Raw genomic sequence first — 21,955 nt, 5'->3', positions numbered from 1 at the left:
GTCAAAAATGATTAGAAACAAGGCTGTTATCGCCGCGCAAATAGGTAGAAAAGATCGTAGTACTAAATGAAAAAAAGACATGACTTGCTTCATGAGACTATAATCCTTTGTCTATTTTAATGAAAACAGCAAACACACTATTCCTAGGTGCGAGTGCAGCTTACTTAGTAAATAACTTATTTTTACCCTATCATTTACCTTCTGAACACTACCTTAAATAATCAACAAAAAATTTACCTTACTCGTTTGGCGAGTTTACATATAAAGATTTATCAATAAATCTTATCGCAAAGCGACACGAATAAACTCTGTAGCTAGATGTTGGCGATATTGTAAGCATGTATGCTAGGATCTGAATGTACTAAAAACTAGTCGGCTTTGATTTACTTCCATTCGCAAGTTTATGGCTTTTTGGATTACATTGGTGTTTGGCAGCAATGACATTGCCCACTCACTTTAAGTACAAAAAGTGATTAGATCTAATCAAGTAAACTACCTAAGAAGGAATAGCTTACCCGCTTTAACTTGCGGGGTAAGCTATGATAAATAGAGAGTGGTTAAAACTGATACCTTACTGAAGCTTCAATATTACGGGGTGCGCCAAAGAAGCCTTGGTTATAAAAATCAATACTGGAGTAGTACTTTTTATCAAATACGTTGTTGATATTCATTTGACCGCTAAACTGATCTGTAAACTTGTAACGCGCCATCATATTAACCAGCCAATAACTTGCCTGCTCTGCACGATAGGCATTATTAGGGCCAACATTTTCATTATAGATTTCATTTTGCCAATGTGCATTTACACCAAATTTGAACGCCTCATTATAATCATACATTCCAGACAGTTTAACTAAGTGCTCTGGGTTATGTGTTGCAAAAGGATCACCATTTTCATCTTCAGATTTGGTATGTGCGTAGCTGAAATTAGCATTAAATGAATCAGTCACTTGTCCTGAAACTTCCACCTCAAAACCTTTACTCTGCGTACCTTTTTTCCCGATATATGGAAAGCTACCATCAGGCAATGGTTCAGTGAATGAAGGGTCTAGTACTGCTACATTATCTTTTTCGACCTTAAATACGGCAGCAGTAACAAGTAATCGTTCATCAAGCCAGGTGCTTTTTACCCCAGCTTCTAAATTACTGCCTTCAACAGGGTCAAGACGTTGATCATTTTTGTCTTTTGCATTTTGTGGCTGGAAAATTTCAGTGTAGCTTGTATAAATTGATACCGTAGGTACAGGTGAGAACACTAGTCCCGCATAAGGAGTGTTAATGCCCGTTTGTTTGTAATTATCAGCACTGTCTACCTCATTTTCATAATCATAGCGACTAAAGCGGTTCCCTAGAACAAGGGTTAGCTTATCCGTTACACTCAGTTGTGTAGCAATATACGCCCCAACCTGCTCTTCGTTATTTTTTCCGGTAATAGCCGTATCTGCATAAGTAGGTTCAGATACACTGCCATCCCACTGTAAAAAGTTTCCAACGGGATCACCACTGATAGCATAAAATGAATCAGAAGTGACATGCTGATCACTTAAATTAGCCCCAACAATCAAGCGGTGCTCTCGAGAAAACAACTCAAAAGGACCATCTGCGTATATGCGCGCACTATCCAAAGTACGATCACTTTGATAAATCATTGACGAACCACTCATACCAAGCCCGGTGTCTCGATCAGGATGCCCGCTTAAGTATAATAGTTTGCCATCCATTTTATCATCTCGGCGTTCGTATTCTGCTCTCAACTGCCACCCATTTGTAAAGCTATGCGCTAAATTAACAAAGGCACTGGTATTATCGCGGTCCCAATAGGTCCAGTTTGCTGCCGTTGTACTTGATATAGCTAAATCATCAGCAGAGGAGCCATCTGCATAAAATAAAGGTAATGCACCCCATGTAGAGCCTTTAGGCCTACGTTTCGCATGCTCTATTCCGATGTTCATCTCAGTATTCGCGCCTAAATCAAAACCCACGGTTGTATAAAGTTGAAGATTATCTTTTTCAGCTAAATCAACATGGCTTTCACCTTGATCAATACTCGCAGCAACACGGCCACGAATACTGCCATCGCTATTGAGTGGCGTGTTAAAATCACCTTCAAGTCTAACATTTTGCCATGAACCAACTTTCGCAGTAACGTAACCTTGTTGTTCAAAACCTGCTTTTTTACGGATCAAATTGATTGCCGCTGAAGGTTCACCCGCTCCAGATAGTAAGCCCGTCGCGCCTCTAACTACTTCCACACGCTCAAAAAGAATGGAGTCTGATACTGCCTCTGAAAAAAAGCTATTATAAAAAACCGGTAAGCCATCATACTGAAAATTGGTAATGGGATTACCACGTGCGCTAAAGAAAAAACGGCTGGTTTCTGCTTTTTGAACATTGATCCCCGCAGCCATCCCCACGACATCTGCCACATTATCCAGTGCAAAGTCTTGAATTGCTTGCGCATCAATTACAGAGATAGACTGAGGAGTTTGTTGCACTGAAAGCATTAAGCCTGTAGCGCTGGTATTATATTCTAACCGTTGCCCTAGCACAGAGATTTTTTCGATATTTGCTTCTTCTGTGCCTTGCTCATTTGCAAAAGCTACACTCGACATTGCTAATGTAACTGCCATAGAGATGTAAGAAATAGTTGGATTAAACATGGACCTTCAAGTCAAATAAAAACAATTTGCACTTAGATTAACGTTTTTTAACAGCAAATACAATCATAAAGTTTTACAACCTATAGACTTACAATTGAATAACATATTACTGTGCCGGCGGAATAACACTTGTCTTATTAACGAATAAATATGGATTCTAAGTTTTTTTAGCACAAAAAAAGCGCCTATACTGCAGGCGCTTACATTGTTGAATTAAAAAATATTACTGATTAACAACACTTTTCAGTGGGTTTATCGGTTTTGCATTTTCGTCTAATAAGTTCATATCAAAATCAAACTCATCAACACGAATTGCGCGTTCACGTTTTTTGTTGTAATCAATCAGTTTAGCGTATTCTTCTTCAGTGATTACATTTGCTACAAGTGCATTATCAAGAGTAAGTGCAAAACGAATACCTGGTTTGATTGTTTTAGCACGCAAGGCTTTTTTCACTTTTGCGAGTAAATCTAAACAGCCCATTTTCGCTTTATACGCTTGCTCGTTAATGTAATGTCCATCACCTTCAATAGGTTTAACTAAGTGTGTGATTTGCTTTTTAAATGCCGTGTCAAGTTGCGCCTGTGTAGCTAATTCGCGAATTAAGTCATCGCTAATTTTTGGCATTTTAGTCGAATAGTTCATGGTAATAAAACGCATAAACTTACGTGTGCCACTTGCAGGGAAGTTGTCTAAAAACTTATGCAATGCTTGTTCGGCGCTTTGTAATGCAAAACGTGTTGCGTAGTGGAAATATGGCGCTGCTTGCTCGCGTTCACTGCTTGCCACTTTTTGCTCATAATATTTAATTGATGCCATTGCCGCATATAAGAAGCTCATTACATCGCCTAAACGGGCTGATAGCATTTCCGCTTGTTTAAGTTTTCCGCCGAGTACCAGTAACGAAAAATCTGCATATACTGCTAATTTAGCTGATAATTTATGAGCTGCTTTTTCATATTCACGTACTTCTGGAAGTGGTGAATTAGCACCGGCAGTAAACGGTAATACGCCTAAACGAAATGCACGTAAACTGTTTGCTACGCTATAACCGACTGTTTTACGTAGAATGCGGTTAAATTCTTTATCTGCGTTTTTATCTTCGCTGTGGATTGATTCAACCATCGATTGTAAATATGGGTGACAACGCATTACACCTTGACCAAAGATCATCAAGTTACGTGTAAGAATGTTGGCGCCTTCAACCGTGATGGCAATTGGCTGTGCAACATAGCCGCTTGCTAACGTATTTTGCGGGCCGTTCTGAATTGCTTTACCAGCTTGAATATCCATTGCTGAGTCAAGCACGTCGCGACCAATTTCAGTCATATGATATTTTGCAATTGCAGTCACAACCGATGGCTTTAAGCCCATGCCTAAACCTTCGGTTGTAAGTACACGCATTGCTTCTTGCAGGTATGTTTTACCAGCAATATCAGCGAGTTTTTCTTGAATACCTTCAAACTGACCGATTGCTAAGCCAAATTGCTCACGTACCGCAGCATATTCAGAGGCACCTTTAAATGCTACCTGAGATGAACTAACACCTAATGCAGGTAATGAAATACCTCGGCCAGCACCTAAACAGCTAACCAACATTTGCCAGCCACGGCCGATGTTCTTTTGCCCACCAATAATGAAGTCCATTGGCACAAATACTTTGTTGCCACGCGTAGTACCGTTGTAAAAACGAATCCCCATTGGATCATGGCGATTACCAAGTTCAACACCTGGGTGCTCTTTTGGAATAAGTGCACACGTAATACCGAGGTTTTCTTTACCACCTAGCAAGCCATTTGGATCAACCACTTTAAATGCTAAACCAAGTACGGTGGCAATTGGCGCAAGGGTGATATAACGCTTGTCCCAAGTGATCTCAAGGCCAAGAACTTCTTCGCCGTTATACATGCCTTTAGTCACTGTGCCTAAATCTGGAATGCCACCGGCATCAGAACCAGCCTCTGGGCTAGTGAGTGCAAAACATGGAATGTCACGGCCATTGGCTAGGCGTGGTAAATAATGTGCTTGCTGCTCTTTAGTACCAAAGTGCAGTAGTAACTCACCAGGGCCTAACGAGTTAGGAACCATAACGGTTACTGCAACAGCAGAACTTTTAGTGGCGATTGTGCCAACGATAGTTGAGTTTGCGTAAGGGCTAAACTCTAAACCACCGAATGATTTAGGAATGATCAGTGAAAAGAAACGTTCCTTTTTCAGAAAATCTAAAATGTATTCAGGTAAATGAATGCCATTTTGAATTTCTGTATCGTCGATCATACCCAATAGCTCTTGTAATGGGCCGTCGATAAATGCTTGTTCATCTGCGCTCAATACAGCAGCAGGGACTGCGCGAAGTGCGTTGAAGTCAGGCTTACCTTGGTAAATAGAGCCTTCTAACCACACATCACCCGCATCAAGGGCTTCTTGTTCAGTGATAGAAATACTTGGTAATACTTTTTTTAATTTTGTACGTAAACTCATAATCAACTCATCCGACCAGACAATAATACCTACATTACGTCATAAAAAATGGTTTAGATCAATTACTCTAAGCAATTTTTTAACAGTTTTTTCAATTTATTTATTTTTAGGCTATCTAAGCCATTGAATAAAAAGAGCTAACACTTGTACGCTGAAAAGTATTTAGTTGATTTTTTTTTACTAAAAAACGCTAAAATAATTAAACCTCAATAACAATAGAAAAAAATGAGGGAAAATAAACATATGTTAAAGTTTGTGCAAGGTATTACTGTTAGCTTATCGACTGTTAACTAACACTGTAAATCACCACTAAAAGTCAGCTAATTTGCCATTACACAGTTTTATTAATGTATTGGGATCAAGTGCAATTTCAAGGCCGCGTTTACCAGCGCTTACATAAATAATATCAAACTGCTTTGCGCTACTATGAAGGTAAGTTGCTAAGCGTTTTTTTTGCCCTAATGGACTTACGCCACCAAGAATATATCCGGTGCTATTTTCTACCTTTTGTGCAGCGGCCATATGTACTTTTTTAACACCACATGCTTTTGCTAAGAGCTTTAAGTTAACTTGTTGACTCACAGGCGTAATTGCCACTACTAACTGCAATTCATTGGTTTCAAATACTAAGGTTTTGAAAACCTGCTCAGCGGCTAGATTTAACTTTTCAACAGCTTCTAAACCAAAGCTATGTGTACTTGAGTTATGCTCATAACTGAGCAGCTCAAAAGTGGCCTTGTGTTTTTTTAATAATTGTGTGGCTGGCGTCATGACTAACTCCATTGAATTGTTAACTGCTTTAAAATTAACAAAAAAAAGAGTACCAAGGTACTCTTTTTTAAACTATATATACTGGCTAAATAATATTAACAACAGGGATTAAACGACTCTTTGCAGCCATTTTATTACCATAAATACGCATAGAGCTTATTGCCAATGCAATAACGACAGCGCACCCGAGTAACCAAAATGCCGAAAACATCGGAGATTGCTTAAAGTTACCCACTTGATACACCACAGAGGCTGTGATGTAAGCAAGCCCTGTTGACCAAGTTGCAACAAATAGCATCCATTTCATTCCAGCTTCTCGGTACATAGCGCCCATCACCGCCACACACGGTGTATAAAGCAATACAAAAACTAAGTAACTGAATGCAGCAAGTTGACTGCTAAATAGGTTTTCCATGGTTGCGAAGGTCGATACATTCACTTCTTGATCAATGGCCGCACTACTTTGATCGCTCACATTAGTGACATTTAAACCCAGTGGATCGAGTAAATTACCAAATACGTCTATTAGGTTTGCAGGAATACTCGCGAATGCTTCAGCCACTTTATCGATGACATTAACTGGCTCTTCATTCACAGCCGCTACGCCATCTAAATTTGAATATAAACTATCTAAAGTGCCAACTACTGCCTCTTTAGCAAATACGCCAGTAAAAATACCGACAGTTGCAGGCCAATTATCTTGCTCTACCCCGATAGGAGCAAACACCGGTGTTGCAATTTTTGAAATTTCACTGAGCATCGATTTATCTGTGTTGTCATTGCCAAAAGTAAAATCAGTACCTATGGAGCTTAATATTTTTAAAATAACAAACACCACTATTATAGTTTTACCGGCGCGCATACAAAAGCTTTTTAAGCGCTCCCATGCTTTGTAAAGTACGCCTTTTGCCGTTGGCATATGATACGCAGGTAATTCGAGAATAAACGGGGTAAGCGTTGGACTAAACAAGGTATTTTTAAGTACCAAACCGGTTAATACCGCCATAAAAATACCTAAAATATACAGTGCAAATACTAAGTTTTGGCCATTAGTGGTAAAAAAGGCAGCGACAAACAAGGCATACACACTTAAGCGCGCGCCACATGACATAAATGGTGACATGGCAATAGTCAGTAAGCGATCTTTATGGGTTTCTAAAGTACGAGTTGCCATTACTGATGGCACGTTACAGCCAAAGCCAACAATTAAAGGCACAAACGCTTTACCCGGTAAACCAATGGCGCGCATTAATCTATCCATGATAAAAGCAGCACGCGCCATATAACCTGAATCTTCAATAAAGGCTAAACAAAAGTATAAAAAGCCAATCACCGGGATAAAGGTGGCAACAAGCTGAATACCACCACCTATACCGTCCGCAAGCAATGCGCGTAGCCAATCAGGTGCGCCTAATGAAGTTAATATTTCACCAAAGCCATCGACTAAAATCGCACCTACAGCAATATCGAAAAAGTCTATAAATGCGCCGCCTACATTTACCGCAACAGTAAACATTAAATACATGATCCCTAAAAATATTGGGATCCCTAAAAAACGATTGATCACTACCGCATCTATTTTATCACTAATGGTTTCAGAGGCGATGCCTTTAGTATTTTGAGCAAGTACAGCCAGTTGATGGGCAAACTCATAACGACCATTGGCAAAAAGCACATCAAGTTCATGGTGATCGGCAAACTGTTCAAATTCAGCTTTTGCCACTGCCAGTGTTTGTTTATCAGCATAGCCAAAACAGCTTTCATCTTGCTCTAATAACCGCAATGACAACCAATCAGTGTCGATGTTTTCTATCGGTTTATTATTGGCAGTAAAACTGGCTGCAATGTTGTTGGCCGCTTGCGTTATTTTTTGCTCATAACTAGGGATATGCATTGATACTTTTTTAAGTTTAAGCCCTTGTGCAATAAACTCTTTTAAACCAGTAATGTCTGTTTTATTATTTGCACTTAAGGCAATCACAGGGCATCCAAGTCGCTTTTCTAGCGCCTTTGGATCCGTTACTAAACCATTTCGTTTTGCCACATCGACCATATTTAGCACGACGAGTAAAGGTACTTTCATCTCAAGCAGCTGAGCGGTGAGGTATAAATTGCGTTCAAGATTTGATGCATCAAGAATATTGATGATCAGTTGTGATTCACCACTGAGTGCATAATCACGCGCAATTTTTTCATCTAAAGGGGTTTGTGCATTTACATCTAAAGAATAAGTGCCGGGCAAATCAACCAAGTCGACAGTCTGATCAGCCACTTTAAATTGACCAATTTTCTTATCGATGGTCACCCCTGACCAGTTACCTACTTTCTGTTTGCTACCGGTTAACGCGTTGAATAGTGTAGTTTTACCACAGTTTGGGTTACCTATTACGGCAATGTTTGGATTCATACTGCGAGTTCCAAATTAATTGATTTTGCCTCGGATTTACGAAGACTAAGAACGGTACCGCGAACTTTGACAATCATCGGATCGCCAAATGGAGAAAAGCGCAATACGTGGACAGGAGCGCCTGGCGTTAAACCCATTGCAAGTAATTTCTGGCGCAACAAACTCGCATTAGGATCGATGCTTACAACAGAGCCATGTTGGCCAATTACTAATTCGTCTAACGTTAACATGCCATCTCATTTCATTTAATACATCAATGGCGCTGATTTTACGCCGATTATTCAATCATGCAAGTGAGACTAATTATCATATCGATAAGTAATGCAAAATAAAGCAGCAATGGCATTTAATTACCCATATAGGTAGGGGCCGAAATTTCATTTGATAAGATAAAATAGCCGTTAAGTGACAGGTGATTAACGAGCCTAATCGCTCTGTAAAGGTAGCATTATGAATATGTATTACTGCGTGGTTGTCAACAAAGCGCTTATTTTTGTCAGATTAATAAGCTTTTGTTAGCCAATAAAAAATGGCGCTAATTAGCGCCATTTTGTAAGTAATGAGTGATTACTTAGTTAAATCATCAAAGAACTTTTTTACACCATCAAAAAAGCCTTTTTCTTTTGGACGGTTTTTAGAACCATCCTTACCCATGCTTTGCTCAAGCTCTTGCAATAACTCGCGTTGGCGTTCATTTAACTTAACGGGTGTTTCTATTACCACTTTACAGATCAAGTCACCAACTGCGCCACTACGGACAGACTTAACACCTTTACCGCGCATACGGAACATTTTGCCCGTTTGACTCTCAGCTGGGATCTTCAATTTAGCACGACCATCTAAAGTCGGTACTTCAATTTCGCCACCAAGAGCAGCCGTTGTAAACCCAATCGGCACTTCACAATATAGGTTATTACCATCACGCTCAAAGATACGGTGTTCACGTACCGATACCTGCACATACAAGTCACCAGCGGGTGCACCATGTACCCCTGCTTCACCTTCGCCAGATAAACGAATGCGGTCGCCAGTATCAACCCCGGCTGGGATTTTAACCGATAATGTTTTGGTTTTTTCCACACGGCCTTGACCATGACAGCTATTACATGGATCAGAAATTATCTGACCAGTGCCCTGACAGGTTGGACAGGTTTGTTGCACAGCAAAAAAACCTTGGCGCATTTGCACTTGGCCTGCACCATGACAAGTCGTACATGTTTTCGGTTTAGAACCCGCTTTTGCACCGCTGCCGTCACATGGCTCACAGCTCACCCACGTAGGTACTTTAATTTCTACTTCTTTACCACGAACCGCTTCTTCTAAGCTTAAGTCCATGTTGTAACGTAGGTCTGAACCTCGTTGCTGACGCGATTGACGACGGCCACCACCGCCTCCAAAAATATCACCGAACACGTCACCAAATACATCACCAAAGTCACCATGGCCGCCACCAAAGCCGCCATGACCACCACCGCCACCGCCTTGTTCAAACGCAGCATGGCCGTATTGATCATACATTTGACGTTTTTGACTGTCAGTGAGGATCTCGTAAGCTTCTTTTACTTCCTTGAATTTAGTTTCAAGTTCTTTATCGCCTGCGGTACGATCTGGATGATATTTCATCGCTAAGCGTTTATACGCTTTTTTTACGTCTCTTTCGCTGGCGTCTTTTGCCACTCCAAGGACTTCATAATAATCGCGTTTTGACATATCTATCACACTACTCTTTTCTTACTGCAGCATTGCTGCGGATAAATCGATAAATCGTATCGATTTATCATCTAATTTACATGCAAAAGGCGCGTCAAGCTTTAGCCCGCGCGCCTTAGTTGTTCATCCTAACTTAAATTGCGATATCAGTCATCGTGTTTTCAGTTAGGCGAAGCGCTAACAACAATTACTTGTCGTCTTTAACTTCTTCGAACTCAGCATCCACTACGTCGTCATCTTTCTTCGCAGATTGTTGCTGCTCGGCACCGGCGTCACCACCTTGTTGTGCTTTAGCTTGTGCAATTTCCATTAACTTTTGTGACTTTTCAGCAAGCGCTTGAGTTTTTGCTTCAATCTCGTCTTTTTTGTCACTCTTAATCGCAGCTTCAAGGTCAACAACAGCCGCTTCAATTGCGTCTTTGTCTTCGCTTGGCAGTGCATCACCCGCTTCTTCAATTTGCTTACGTGTACCGTGAACAAGTGCATCAGCTTGGTTACGTGCAGCTACTAACTCTTCAAACTTTTTATCGTCTTCTGCGTGTGCTTCGGCATCACGAACCATTTTTTCAACTTCTTCATCGCTTAAGCCTGAAGATGCTTGAATGGTGATTTTTTGCTCTTTACCTGTGTCTTTATCTTTTGCAGATACATGTAAGATACCATCAGCGTCCACATCAAAAGTAACTTCGATTTGTGGTGTACCACGTTGTGCTGGACGAATACCTTCTAGGTTAAATTGACCTAGTGATTTGTTGTCGCTAGCACGTTTACGCTCACCTTGTAAGACATGGATAGTTACTGCGGCTTGATTATCTTCAGCAGTTGAGAATGTTTGCGATTTCTTCGTTGGAATAGTCGTATTTTTCTCAATTAACGCAGTCATTACAGAGCCCATAGTCTCAATACCTAGAGATAATGGCGAAACGTCTAGTAATAGTACATCTTTCACATCACCAGCAAGTACACCACCTTGAATCGCTGCGCCCACGGCTACTGCTTCATCAGGGTTAACGTCTTTACGTGGCTCTTTTCCGAAGAAATCAGCAACTGTTTTTTGTACTAAAGGCATACGTGTTTGACCACCAACAAGGATGATGTCGTCAATGTCGCTTACTGATAAATCAGCATCAGCAAGGGCACGTTTTAATGGCTCTAGTGACTTCATTACTAAATCTTCAACTAGTGACTCAAGCTTAGCGCGTGTTAGTTTCACGTTCATGTGCTTAGGACCAGTTGCATCAGCAGTTACGTACGGAAGATTTACTTCTGTAGATTGTGCAGATGATAATTCAATTTTTGCTTTTTCAGCCGCTTCTTTAACACGTTGCATTGCAAGTGGATCAGTTTTTAAGTCTAAACCTTGATCTTTTTTGAATTCAGCAACTAAATAGTTGATTACGCGGTTATCGAAATCTTCACCACCTAAGTGAGTGTCGCCATTTGTAGCTAGTACTTCAAATGTGTGCTCACCTTCAACTTCATCAATTTCAATGATTGATAAATCGAAAGTACCACCACCTAAGTCATATACTGCAACAACGTTTTCGCCTTTGTTTTTGTCCATGCCATAAGCAAGGGCAGCAGCAGTTGGCTCATTGATGATACGTTTAACTTCAAGACCTGCAATACGCCCAGCATCTTTAGTAGCTTGACGTTGTGAATCATTAAAGTAAGCAGGTACTGTAATAACCGCTTCAGTTACTGCTTCACCTAAGAAGTCTTCAGCTGTTTTTTTCATTTTTTTCAAAACTTCAGCTGAAATTTGTGGTGCAGCGCGTTTTTCGCCGCCCGCTTCAACCCATGCATCACCATTATCTGCTTTGATAATTTTAAAAGGCATGATGCCGATATCACGTTGTACTTCTTCGTCTTCAAAGCGACGACCAATTAAACGCTTAATTGCAAATAATGTGTTTGTCGGGTTAGTAACCGCTTGACGTTTAGCAGATTGACCTACTAAAGTTTCACCGTCTTGCGTATAAGCTATAATAGACGGAGTGGTACGATCGCCTTCCGCGTTTTCAATAACACGTGCTTTGCCACCATCAAGTACTGCAACACAAGAGTTAGTAGTACCTAAGTCGATTCCGATAATTTTACCCATGAAATATCTCCAACTTCAAAATTCATTAATACGTTCGATGACTAGTAGATAGGGATGCCACAAACTTAATTCAACTGTAAAAATGAAAAAAAAGTGCTTTTTTGTAATTTATTTTGCAAATAACCCTAATTAATGTGTGGATTGACGTTTTTTGCATCATTAGGAGCCATTTCACAATCTGGTCTGATGAGTTTTTCTGTGTTATAAAATCACTAATAAATAAAAAATGTCTCAAAGGATCACTATGCATTTTGACCAACTACTACAGCAAGCGGCACTTATAGGTCAGCTTCCCCCTTCAGAGCAAACTTACGCAACAATGCAATTTCCTGCTAACTGGTGCCAAGGTCGAACTGCTTTTGGCGGTTTATCAGCCTCATTACTGTATCAGGCAATGCGTCAACAAATAGAACCAAGTCGTCGTTTGTTATCTATTAGTACAAATTTTGTAGGTCCTTTATTAGCAGATGCTGATTTTTCTCTTTCCGTCGAAATTTTACGGGAAGGAAAAAGTAGCACACAAGTACTGGCTAAAGCGCTGCAGAACGGCCAAGTAAGCGTGGTCGTACAAGCGTGTTTTGCAAAATCGCGAGATTCAGCTATTAAGGTACCAGTGACAAAAACAATGAGCCTAAAACCGGTTAATGAACGTTACACTTTACCATTTCAGTCAGGTGCCATGCCGGAATTCTTCCAACATGTCGCGCTTTGTCCTCAGCAAGGTGCAATGCCGTTTACAGCAGCCCAAACGTCGCATTTAGGCGGCTGGATGAAATTAAAACAGTCGCCAGCAGAACTAAGTGAGGCACATATTATTGCCTTAACGGATGCATGGCCGCCTACTTTATTACAAATGTTTAACCAACCAGCGCCCGCCAGTAGCATGTCGTGGTATTTAGAGTTTGTGAAAACACCGCAGTTGGCAGCCGACGAGTGGCTTGGATTTGAAGCAGTAACTCACCACTGTAAAGATGGTTATGGTTTAGAAGATGGCTGTATTTGGTCACAATCCGGTGAGTTGCTTGCGCTTACCCGCCAAACAGTAGCATTATTTGATTGAGTTTGGTTCTACAGCCTGAGCATAATCGCTGCCATCAAAGGCCATAATTTTACTGTACTGCCCATTTGCAATGATATGGGCAAGTCCCGTATCAAAAATCTCTTGTAGCACTTTACTATTAAAGTAGGCAGGGCGAGGTGCCTCAGGAAATATAGGGTGTATAGTAATAGGCTTAATTGGGTGCGATTCTTTATACTGCTGTAAATAATGTAAAAACACCCGTTTCTCTAGTACCACCACATCAACCCACTCTTTCATTAAATGATCCACCTGCGCCGCTTGGTATACAACTTCTTCATACGAACTCAGTTTAGTTGTTAATGTTTTAAATGGTGGCGGCAAAAATTCGGTGGCATTTTGAAAGGCGACAACACTCTTACCCGATAAATCATACACAGTGTTAATTTTAAAATGATTTTTCTGCAGGCTCACCGCTACATTTTGATAAGCCAATAGACTTTGACTGGAAAAAATAGCAGGGCTCGTCACGCCCGCATAATTCATCGCAATATCGACCTGCATTTGTTCTAAGGACTGCCCTGCACGCTTATTAGACATGTAAACGATATCTAGGTTGGTTATACCTTGATCTTTAAACGCAGATTTTAAAATCTGCAACTGCAAGCCGGTATCATCCTCACTAAAGACGTAAGGAGGCAAAGAAGGGCTGACCGCAACAGTGATCCTATCGCTAGCTTTAGGCGCAGTTAAGCTCAATGCATAAGAACTGTATAAAATTAAAATAAACGCTGTTAAATACTTCATTTAGCCCCATTGAGTAGATGCTTGTTAGCAACTGTAAAATTGCATGACAACATTCTTATTAGGCTAGCCTAGTTAAACAAATTTCGCATTTGTATTTAACCGTTAATTGATGCAAACTTGAGCTTAAATACTTCTACGTGGTTATTAATTTTGCAAACTGCCTGCCCTAATTGTGACCTTATTATTGATATTCCGCACATAGTTGCAAAACAAATGGCTGTTTGTCCACATTGCCACAGTAAGCTTTGTGCAACAAATATAAATTACGACAGCCGTATTGTTGCTCTCAGTATCAGTGCTTTACTCATGCTGCTAAGCAGTATGTTTTATCCCTTTATCTCATTTAGTAGTAATGGTATTACACAAACGATTACCTTGCCCGATGCTGCTCGTATTTTGTTTAATTACGACAGCGATTTATTAGGCATTTTTATTGATGTTAGTATTATTGGTTTACCAATGGCATTACTCACTATTTTGATCCCACTGCATTTAGGCTTACTTAAAGTACTTCCACAAACGATTGCCAGACGCTTACTCAAATTCACCTTAGCGCTAGAGCCATGGATAATGTCAGAAATATTTTTAATCGGTGTATTGGTCAGCATGGTAAAAATAATGTCGCTAGCGGAAGTCAGCTTTGGCGTTAGTTTTTGGGCCTATGCCGCGTTTGTACTCTTCTATATTGGCTCATTAGCACACTTAAATCGTGCTCGATTATGGGATCAAGTACAGCCTCAGGCTGAAATTGCAGCCGCAAAACTTTCTTATCGTGCCATAGATAGTAACATTCGAGCCTGTCATGTCTGCCATCAACTTAGTGATAGCGAATACTGTTCTCGCTGTAATAGCAAAACCCATATCAGAAACCCCCACAGCGTACAAAAAGCAACGGCATGGTTAATAACTTCAATTGCCTGTTATATTCCGGCAAATTTATTGCCAATAATGTACACCACTAGTTTGGGGGATGAATCCCCCTCAACGTTAATTGGTGGGGTAATAACACTGTGGCAAGCAGGCTCATACCCTATTGCATTAATCATTTTTTTAGCGAGTGTAGTAGTACCATTAGCTAAAGCGCTCATTTTAACATTTTTATGCTTTTTGGTTAGCAAACCCGCTAACGGCCAAACAAAGGGCTATACTAAAGTTTATCAATTAACTGAGTTTATTGGTAAATGGTCCATGATCGATGTATTTGTTGTCGCAATTCTAGTAGCCTTAGTGCAACTAGGGAATTTAATGTCGGTAACACCAGGTTTAGGCACTGTATTTTTTACTATCATGGTGATTTGCCAAATGTTGGCAGCACACGCGTTTGATCCTCGGCTATTATGGGATTCGCCAAACAATGATAAAAAGACCATAAATTAGAGAAACAGCATGAGTGAAACGGCTAATATAAAAAAAGAACCTATTATTTCTGCGATTTGGATCATACCGGTTATAGCTTTGCTCGTTGGTGTGTGGATGCTTTACCAATACCAAGCTAATAAAGGCGCAACCATTTATATTTCAATGCCTCATGCTGAGGGTATCGTGGCAGGCAAGACTGAAATAAAAGTACGTAGTGTGAAAATCGGCCAAATTGATCACGTTCGCCTCTCTGATACTAAAAACAGTGTGATTGCTCGAGCTCAAATTGATAAACATTATGATGGCTTACTCACGGAAGACGCCAACATCTGGGTAGTAAAACCACGTATTGATGAAACGGGTATCAGCGGTATGAGCACGTTACTATCGGGTGTATATTTAGAATTTTCACCAGGTGAAAGTAGTAAAACAAAAGAGCATTTTAAATTACAAGAAGAGCCAGCGCTGATTGATAAAGATGTCAAAGGCGGTCGCTTTTCATTACTCAGCTATGATGCTGAGGTTATGGATGTCGGCACCGGTATATTTTTTAAGAATTATAAAATTGGTCAAGTTGAAACAGCGACATTTGATTGGAAGAATCAAGCGATGAAGTATGGTATTTTCATCAACGAACCTTATCAAAACCTGATCACCTTAAATTCTATTTTCTGGGTCAATACGGGTGTTGAAATTGATTTATCTGCCGATGGCATTAATGTAAAAACAGGTTCATTAAGCAGGTTATTAAAAGGAGGGATCTCGGTTGGTTTGCCTAAACAACAGTCACCGGGTAATTTAGCCCAAGAAGGCCATAGCTTTTCGCTTAGTAACAGCTACAAAGATGCTCTTGAGGAGCGTTTTTATAATTTTGACTATTACCTAATTGAGTTTGAACAGTCTATTCGAGGTTTACGTGCCGGAGCCCCGGTTGAATATCGTGGCATGCGCGTCGGTACTGTTGTTAAAGCACCTGCAAATGTGATGATCGATGGCAAACCCGCTCACTTTAGAACTGATAATACCGCTGTGCCAGTACTGATAAAAATAGAGTATGGCCGCATTTACCACGATAATGCCTCAGCCAAACAATTTTGGCAAAACAGTGTTGATGGTTGGATCAAAAATGGCATGCGCGCTTCTTTAAAACCAGGCAACTTACTCACCGGTGCTGTGTATGTCGATTTTGATATCTACCACGATGCCCCAGCTGCGAAGTTAGAAACACTGTCTCAATATCAAGTATTTCCAAGTGTTTCCAGTGGCATTACCGTATTAGCAGATCAAGTGTCTGACGTATTAAATAAGGTAAAAAACTTAAAAATTGAAGACAGCTTAGCGCAAATTGATTCCGCGTTTGCTGATTACCAAGCGCTGGCGAATGAAATGCGCACATTGTTAAGTAAACAAGATACCCAAGATTTACCCGGTGATATTAATCGTAATTTTGCTGAAATGACCAAGAGCATGCAGCAATTTGATGTCACCATGAAACAGTTTGAAAAAACCATGGCAAGTTACCAACAAGGTTCTTCATTTCATCAGCAGCTACAACAAACGCTATCAGAATTTAAGCGCTTGAGTGAAGAGTTGCAACCGCTTACTCGTGGTTTAAATGAGCAACCGAATATGTTTATTTTTGATAAATCATTGCCTAGTGATCCAACACCGAGGAAACAATAATGCGCACGCTTTTACGACCACAATTTCTTGCTGTAATCGGGGTGCTATTTTTATCTGGGTGTAGCCAATCACTTAATGCCCCCGTTAAATACTACCAGTTTGAGCAAAGTATTAAACCAATGCAGCGCAGTAGCACTAACACATCAGCTCAATTACGGATCAATACAGTAAGTTTACGAGGCGCATTAAATAACCGTGGTATTGCAATGAAAATGGATAATAATCAGGTCAATGCTGCAAATTATCATCTTTGGAGTGAAGCCCCAGATCAAATGCTCACCGCCAGCGCGCATCAAGCACTCTTTACCGCCCTTGATAACTGGATGGTAGTAAAAGGCTTACCGGTTATCACCGACAAAGATCAGCAAAGTTATTATGAATTAGAATATGAACTGCATCATTTTAATGGGGATAGTCATGGAAATGCCGATATTTCTGGATTATGGCGCCTGTATTATACGTCATTTGAAAAGGGCCGTTCATTAAAAGAAATTCATTACTTTAGTGAGGTGAGTCCGTTAATTGATGATGACTATGAAGGCCTTGTCGAAAGTTTAGAATTAAACTGGCACAACATTAATAAACAAGTCGCGACGACTCTCAGTTCGTTGAGTCACGAATAAACACCACCAAAGCAGTGCCATCATTATTGAGCACTGCTTTGCCTATATGCCCAAAACCCAATTTTTTTAATAACCCATGCGAAGCGGTGTTCTCTGCATCGGCAATTGCTGCAATTTGGTTAAACTTATCTTGGTAAACACTTAATAATTTTGCAGCCGCTTCATAGGCGTAGCCTTTACCGGTGTATTGCTCTAAAAATGCAAAACCTATATCTGGCACTGCTAATGCATCGCGTTGGAATAGCCCCAACATGCCCATGGCTGCACCGTGTTTATTTGCCACAATATATGGCCCAAAGCCCTGTTGTTGGTGACCATCAATAAATGTTTGCTGTATATATTGCTCAGCTTGTTGCTCAGTGTAAATGCCTTTATCAGCAATATAACGATAAAAGCTGGGCTGATTTAATAAGCTTAGGATAAATGGCACATCACTTAGCTGGCCATGGCGAAGAACTAAACGTTGTGTATGCATATTTCGTTTTCCAGTGAATGACAGCGAGCGTTCAGGGCAAATTAAAATGCGGCGCTATCAACCGTACCGCTATAATTTAAACAGGCTGCGACTCTATGTTGTTGAACCTTGGAAAGCTCTGACAATTTAAAATAACCCTGCGCTAAATGCTCATCACTTAGGGTGATCACAGCATCTTTTAATAAACTGACTCTAAAAATAAAAGCATGGGAATTAAACGCCTTGTGGTAATAAATACCCGTTAAGTGTTCAATTTTCACCTCACAACCGAGTTCTTCTTGGCATTCGCGTATAAGTGCTTGGTGTACTGTTTCACCCATATCTAACGCGCCACCAGGTAATCCCCACCCTTGTTCACCATAGCTTGCCTTCAGCTGCAAAATCTCCCCGCTTGCATTGGTGATCACCGCATGGGCGCTGAGTCGATAAAAGTCTGTAAATGTCATATTTACTCCCTAAGTTGATACTCTTAAACAATAACAAAAAACCCCGCAATTGCGAGGCTTAATGTTGTTTGGCTATAAATCACTAAATATGGCTAACTTTCACCACCTGCTTACCAGTAAAGCCACCTGCAACTTGCTTATTAAGCGCCTGTGAAATACTGCTGGCGTTAAATTCAACGTCAGTGATCTGCGGAATTTTAATATTGCCACTGGCTAAATTGTCGAGTAACAAATTGCCCATAAAACTCATTCTTTGCTGGGCGCATAAACTATTGGCAAGCCAAGCTCCACCTAATGACACAATACCTATATTAGGTGCACGTCTAAACATGAGTTCTTGCTCAAACATAGGCAATGGGTTTAAGCAGGCAATACGACCACAAAAACGCATTAATTCAACATTGCGCACCGTGGTTTCCCCGCCAATAGAATCAAGTACGGCATCAAAACCTTGCGGTCCAAGTTCTTTACGGATTTTGTCGCTGAGTTTTTTATCGTTGTAATCAAACACCACATCAGCGCCCAATTGCTTAACTAGCTTGTGGTTACGTTTACTCGCAGTGGTAAATACTGTCGCGCCGCGTTGTTTGGCAAATTGGATGGCAAGTTGCCCTACCGCGCCAGCACCCGCTTCGATAAAAATAGAATCACATTCAGTTAATTGTAGTTTATCGAGCGCTATTAACGCCGTCATTCCGGCACACGGTAACGTAGATGCATCCTTTAAGCTCACGTCATCAGGCACCTGCGACACTGCAAAATTAGGCACTTTAGCGTATTGTGATAACACGCCTTGTTCACCAATATTGCCATGCCACATTACCCGCGCACCGACATTTGGAAATACACCTTTGCTTGCTTTTACAACCACACCCACAGCATCAAGGCCTAAGATATGAGGGTATTGCCATTTACAAAAACCGTGTTTTGCAAAACATGCATCAACCGGGTTTAACGCAACATACTCAACTTTGATCAGCAGCTCGTTGTCAACGACATCGGGCACCGCAAGTTCAAGCTCAGATAAATGTATCTGTTCATTTGGTTCAAGTAACGCAATCGCACGCATTGTGGCGGGGATTGTTGATAAAAGATCAGTATGTGGCATTAAAAACTCAACTTAGCTTAATTAACTAACGCATAACTCCAACGTCCATTAAATACTTGATAAGTGTTTACTTTAGCAAGTAATGATGAAATCGTTGAGTCAATTGCATTTTCCTGCGCTATTAAAACATCCTGTCGCGCATCTAACAACTCTAAGTAGGGTATTTGCCCTTCTTGATACATTGCCTGCGCTTGTAAAAAGGCATTATTTGCAAATTTATAACGCTGTTCGGCATAGCTTTGTTGTTGACTTTGTTTGACTAATAGCTGCAATGAAAGTTCACTCTGTGCCATTGCATTCAACACTACTTGTTGATATTGGCTGTAAGCGGCTTCACTGAGATATTGCTGAGCATCACGTTGCGCCAATAACGCAGGGTAGCTCAATAATGACCACTGAATGCGTGGGGCAACTTGCCATTGCTGCGTAGTGTCAGAAAGCTGGTTGTTATCTAAGCTCAATACACCTGCAAACGCCGTTAAACTGATATCAGGTAATAATGCTTTACTCGCAGCCACGCTTAATGAATTAGCTTGGCTAAATTCAAATAATGCTTGGCTAATATCAGGACGCAGTGCAATGGCATCACTTGGAGTGGCTAAACTTACAGTAAATGCATGCTCAAACAGCGCTTGCTCATCAACTAAGGTTAGATCAGCAGGTAACTGCCCTGTTAATGTCGCAAGCGTTGCTAGATCACGAAATTGCGCGTATTCAATATCTGGCAACAAAGCTTGCTGCTGCTTCAATTGTGCTAAGGTTCGATTTAAATCAAGCTCATTAGCGACCCCTTCCTCAACGCGAGCCCGCAGAACCGCAATACTTTGCTCTAATGCTTCAATTTGTAGGTTAATGATCTGCTGTTTTTGCTTATTACCTTGAAAACTGACAAACCCTTTTACCACAGAGGTAACAACTTCAATATGCAAAGCACGTAATTGTTCCGCTTGACTCATTGCCCCTGCATTCGCAGCATCAACAAGCGCAGTTATTTTACCAAATAAATCAAGTTGCCAATCAAGGTTAACATTGGCTTCCGATTGACGCGTGTTAACGTTACCAGTACTTGAGCGAGTGGCATCAACTGCCACTGCACCTTGGGGAAGATACTGTGCTTTTTGCCCACCTAAACGAGCAATCGCGCTTCGTAACTGCAACTGACTAGTGTGCAAATCATGATTATTAGCGCGCGCACTGAGCACTAGATTATTTAACTGGGTTGAATTTAATTGCTGCCACCAGTTAAGTTCGTCTTGACCTTGTAACTGTGCAGCGATCTGTGTTTTTGCAACAAATTCTTGTAGCTGATTTTGCTGTTGCTGCTCATCAATTTTACTGGCGCAGCCACTTAATAAACCCGCCACAACAAGAGCGGTTAACTTATACTTACTCATTAATTTGCTCCTGCGTAGTCACTTTACGGGTTTTAGTTACCAAAATATAAAATACAGGGGTAAATAATAAACCAAACACGGTTACACCAATCATACCCGAGAACACTGCGTTGCCCATTGCATGGCGCATTTCTGCTCCAGCTCCCGTTGCTAATACTAAGGGAATAACACCCGCAGTAAAGGCAATTGACGTCATCAGGATAGGACGTAAACGCATCCGACAAGCTTCTAAAATAGCGTCGAAATGACTCAACCCATGATTATTTTTATCGCGTGCAAACTCCACCATTAAAATGGCATTTTTAGAAGCCAAGGCAACCAATACAATCAATGCTATTTGCGTGAAAATATTATTATCAGCGCCAACCAACCATACACCCATTAATGCTGAGAATATTGTCATTGGTACAATAAGAATAATAGCCAGTGGTAGACGTAAGCTTTCATACTGCGCAGCCAATACCATGAACACTAATAACACCACTAATGGGAATACATAGACCATGGTATTACCCGCTAGAATTTGCTGAAAAGTAACTTCGGTCCATTCGTACTCAATACCCGTAGGTAAATTATCAGCCAAGATCAGTTCAATTGCCTGCTGTGCTTGATCTGAACTGTAACCAGGCGCTGGACTACCATTAAGCTCTGCACTTGGGTAACCATTGTAATGCATCACTCGATCAGGGCCTGTTGTAGGCGTTGCCGTTAATACCGAGCCCAATGGCACCATATTCCCTTGATTATTGCGCACTTTTAGATTCAATATTTGTTCTGGATCAAGGCGGAAATCAGCATCAGCTTGGGCATTAACTTGGTACGTACGGCCAAATAAATTAAAGTCATTAACGTACATTGAGCCCAAATACACTTGCAACGCATTAAATACTTCATTCAATGGAATACCTTGA

17 protein-coding genes are annotated in these 21,955 nt (G+C 40.7%); 4 read left to right on the top strand and 13 right to left on the bottom strand.

All coding sequences use genetic code 11. The features are described from left to right. Nucleotides 1-557: 557 nt before the first annotated feature. From H5232_RS18130 to dnaK, 7 genes are all read right to left on the bottom strand, one after another. On the bottom strand, nucleotides 558-2,660 hold the full coding sequence (locus H5232_RS18130; protein WP_182831283.1) for a TonB-dependent siderophore receptor: 2,103 nt from the start codon (nucleotides 2,658-2,660) through the stop codon (nucleotides 558-560). Between the two features lie 223 nt (nucleotides 2,661-2,883). After that, nucleotides 2,884-5,139, bottom strand: a complete 2,256-nt coding sequence (locus tag H5232_RS18125; protein ID WP_145236077.1) for an acyl-CoA dehydrogenase — start codon at nucleotides 5,137-5,139, stop codon at nucleotides 2,884-2,886. Between the two features lie 309 nt (nucleotides 5,140-5,448). Beyond that, a complete protein-coding gene (gene ybaK, locus H5232_RS18120; RefSeq protein WP_145236081.1) occupies nucleotides 5,449-5,910 on the bottom strand; it encodes a Cys-tRNA(Pro) deacylase in 462 nt (153 codons plus the stop codon). A gap of 85 nt (nucleotides 5,911-5,995) precedes the next feature. Further along, on the bottom strand, nucleotides 5,996-8,317 hold the full coding sequence (gene feoB, locus H5232_RS18115) for a Fe(2+) transporter permease subunit FeoB (RefSeq protein ID WP_182831282.1): 2,322 nt from the start codon (nucleotides 8,315-8,317) through the stop codon (nucleotides 5,996-5,998). Beyond that, a complete protein-coding gene (locus H5232_RS18110) occupies nucleotides 8,314-8,547 on the bottom strand; it encodes a FeoA family protein (RefSeq protein ID WP_149980124.1) in 234 nt (77 codons plus the stop codon). The genes feoB and H5232_RS18110 overlap by 4 nt, the downstream gene beginning before the upstream one ends. A 337-nt stretch (nucleotides 8,548-8,884) precedes the next feature. Next, nucleotides 8,885-10,027 (bottom strand): molecular chaperone DnaJ, encoded by a 1,143-nt coding sequence (gene dnaJ, locus H5232_RS18105; RefSeq protein WP_145236090.1) that lies wholly within the window; start codon nucleotides 10,025-10,027, stop codon nucleotides 8,885-8,887. 187 nt (nucleotides 10,028-10,214) lie between these two features. Next, nucleotides 10,215-12,131 (bottom strand): molecular chaperone DnaK, encoded by a 1,917-nt coding sequence (gene dnaK, locus H5232_RS18100; protein ID WP_149980123.1) that lies wholly within the window; start codon nucleotides 12,129-12,131, stop codon nucleotides 10,215-10,217. A 244-nt stretch (nucleotides 12,132-12,375) separates the two neighbouring features. On the opposite strand from dnaK, the gene H5232_RS18095 reads away from it, so the two are divergent. Then, a complete protein-coding gene (locus H5232_RS18095; RefSeq protein ID WP_149980122.1) occupies nucleotides 12,376-13,191 on the top strand; it encodes an acyl-CoA thioesterase II in 816 nt (271 codons plus the stop codon). On the opposite strand, the gene H5232_RS18090 is transcribed toward H5232_RS18095, so the two are convergent. After that, nucleotides 13,180-13,956 carry an ABC transporter substrate-binding protein gene (locus H5232_RS18090; protein ID WP_182718716.1) on the bottom strand — a complete coding sequence of 259 codons (777 nt, stop codon included), beginning with the start codon at nucleotides 13,954-13,956 and terminating at the stop codon, nucleotides 13,180-13,182. The two genes, H5232_RS18095 and H5232_RS18090, sit on opposite strands and share 12 nt — an antisense overlap. 150 nt (nucleotides 13,957-14,106) lie before the next feature. Between H5232_RS18090 and H5232_RS18085 the strand changes: the two genes are divergently transcribed. The 3 genes from H5232_RS18085 to H5232_RS18075 are packed head-to-tail and all read left to right on the top strand — an operon-like array spanning nucleotide 14,107 to nucleotide 17,621. Further along, on the top strand, nucleotides 14,107-15,333 hold the full coding sequence (locus tag H5232_RS18085) for a paraquat-inducible protein A (protein ID WP_182831284.1): 1,227 nt from the start codon (nucleotides 14,107-14,109) through the stop codon (nucleotides 15,331-15,333). Between the two features lie 9 nt (nucleotides 15,334-15,342). Next, on the top strand, nucleotides 15,343-16,998 hold the full coding sequence (pqiB, locus tag H5232_RS18080) for an intermembrane transport protein PqiB (protein ID WP_182740077.1): 1,656 nt from the start codon (nucleotides 15,343-15,345) through the stop codon (nucleotides 16,996-16,998). Beyond that, nucleotides 16,998-17,621, top strand: coding sequence for a membrane integrity-associated transporter subunit PqiC (locus H5232_RS18075; RefSeq protein ID WP_182831281.1), 624 nt, complete (start codon nucleotides 16,998-17,000; stop codon nucleotides 17,619-17,621). The genes pqiB and H5232_RS18075 overlap by 1 nt, the downstream gene beginning before the upstream one ends. On the opposite strand, the gene H5232_RS18070 is transcribed toward H5232_RS18075, so the two are convergent. The 5 genes from H5232_RS18070 to H5232_RS18050 all read right to left on the bottom strand — a co-directional run. Continuing rightward, a complete protein-coding gene (locus tag H5232_RS18070) occupies nucleotides 17,599-18,096 on the bottom strand; it encodes a GNAT family N-acetyltransferase (RefSeq protein WP_182718713.1) in 498 nt (165 codons plus the stop codon). The two genes, H5232_RS18075 and H5232_RS18070, sit on opposite strands and share 23 nt — an antisense overlap. Nucleotides 18,097-18,137: 41 nt before the next feature. Continuing rightward, complete coding sequence (locus H5232_RS18065) at nucleotides 18,138-18,542, bottom strand: NUDIX hydrolase (RefSeq protein ID WP_182718712.1); 405 nt, start codon at nucleotides 18,540-18,542, stop codon at nucleotides 18,138-18,140. Between the two features lie 82 nt (nucleotides 18,543-18,624). Then, on the bottom strand, nucleotides 18,625-19,650 hold the full coding sequence (locus tag H5232_RS18060; protein ID WP_182740075.1) for a zinc-binding dehydrogenase: 1,026 nt from the start codon (nucleotides 19,648-19,650) through the stop codon (nucleotides 18,625-18,627). A 17-nt stretch (nucleotides 19,651-19,667) separates the two neighbouring features. Continuing rightward, complete coding sequence (locus tag H5232_RS18055; protein WP_182831280.1) at nucleotides 19,668-21,044, bottom strand: TolC family protein; 1,377 nt, start codon at nucleotides 21,042-21,044, stop codon at nucleotides 19,668-19,670. After that, on the bottom strand, nucleotides 21,037-21,955 hold a 919-nt coding region (locus H5232_RS18050), incomplete at its 5' end, for an efflux RND transporter permease subunit (protein ID WP_182831279.1). The genes H5232_RS18050 and H5232_RS18055, both read right to left, overlap by 8 nt.

The organism is Pseudoalteromonas sp. SG41-5 (genome assembly GCF_014164495.1).
In the GTDB taxonomy this organism is placed as follows: domain Bacteria; phylum Pseudomonadota; class Gammaproteobacteria; order Enterobacterales; family Alteromonadaceae; genus Pseudoalteromonas; species Pseudoalteromonas rhizosphaerae.
Note: the sequence above shows the minus strand (reverse complement) of the source record. Positions and strands in the feature narration are given on the sequence as shown.

Coding starts and splice junctions, on each gene's coding strand:
- H5232_RS18130 (WP_182831283.1), bottom strand. CDS start 2,660: ATGTTTAATCCAACTATTTCTTACATCTCTATGGCAGTTACATTAGCA.
- H5232_RS18125 (WP_145236077.1), bottom strand. CDS start 5,139: ATGAGTTTACGTACAAAATTAAAAAAAGTATTACCAAGTATTTCTATC.
- ybaK (WP_145236081.1), bottom strand. CDS start 5,910: ATGACGCCAGCCACACAATTATTAAAAAAACACAAGGCCACTTTTGAG.
- feoB (WP_182831282.1), bottom strand. CDS start 8,317: ATGAATCCAAACATTGCCGTAATAGGTAACCCAAACTGTGGTAAAACT.
- H5232_RS18110 (WP_149980124.1), bottom strand. CDS start 8,547: ATGTTAACGTTAGACGAATTAGTAATTGGCCAACATGGCTCTGTTGTA.
- dnaJ (WP_145236090.1), bottom strand. CDS start 10,027: ATGTCAAAACGCGATTATTATGAAGTCCTTGGAGTGGCAAAAGACGCC.
- dnaK (WP_149980123.1), bottom strand. CDS start 12,131: ATGGGTAAAATTATCGGAATCGACTTAGGTACTACTAACTCTTGTGTT.
- H5232_RS18095 (WP_149980122.1), top strand. CDS start 12,376: ATGCATTTTGACCAACTACTACAGCAAGCGGCACTTATAGGTCAGCTT.
- H5232_RS18090 (WP_182718716.1), bottom strand. CDS start 13,956: ATGAAGTATTTAACAGCGTTTATTTTAATTTTATACAGTTCTTATGCA.
- pqiB (WP_182740077.1), top strand. CDS start 15,343: ATGAGTGAAACGGCTAATATAAAAAAAGAACCTATTATTTCTGCGATT.
- H5232_RS18075 (WP_182831281.1), top strand. CDS start 16,998: ATGCGCACGCTTTTACGACCACAATTTCTTGCTGTAATCGGGGTGCTA.
- H5232_RS18070 (WP_182718713.1), bottom strand. CDS start 18,096: ATGCATACACAACGTTTAGTTCTTCGCCATGGCCAGCTAAGTGATGTG.
- H5232_RS18065 (WP_182718712.1), bottom strand. CDS start 18,542: ATGACATTTACAGACTTTTATCGACTCAGCGCCCATGCGGTGATCACC.
- H5232_RS18060 (WP_182740075.1), bottom strand. CDS start 19,650: ATGCCACATACTGATCTTTTATCAACAATCCCCGCCACAATGCGTGCG.
- H5232_RS18055 (WP_182831280.1), bottom strand. CDS start 21,044: ATGAGTAAGTATAAGTTAACCGCTCTTGTTGTGGCGGGTTTATTAAGT.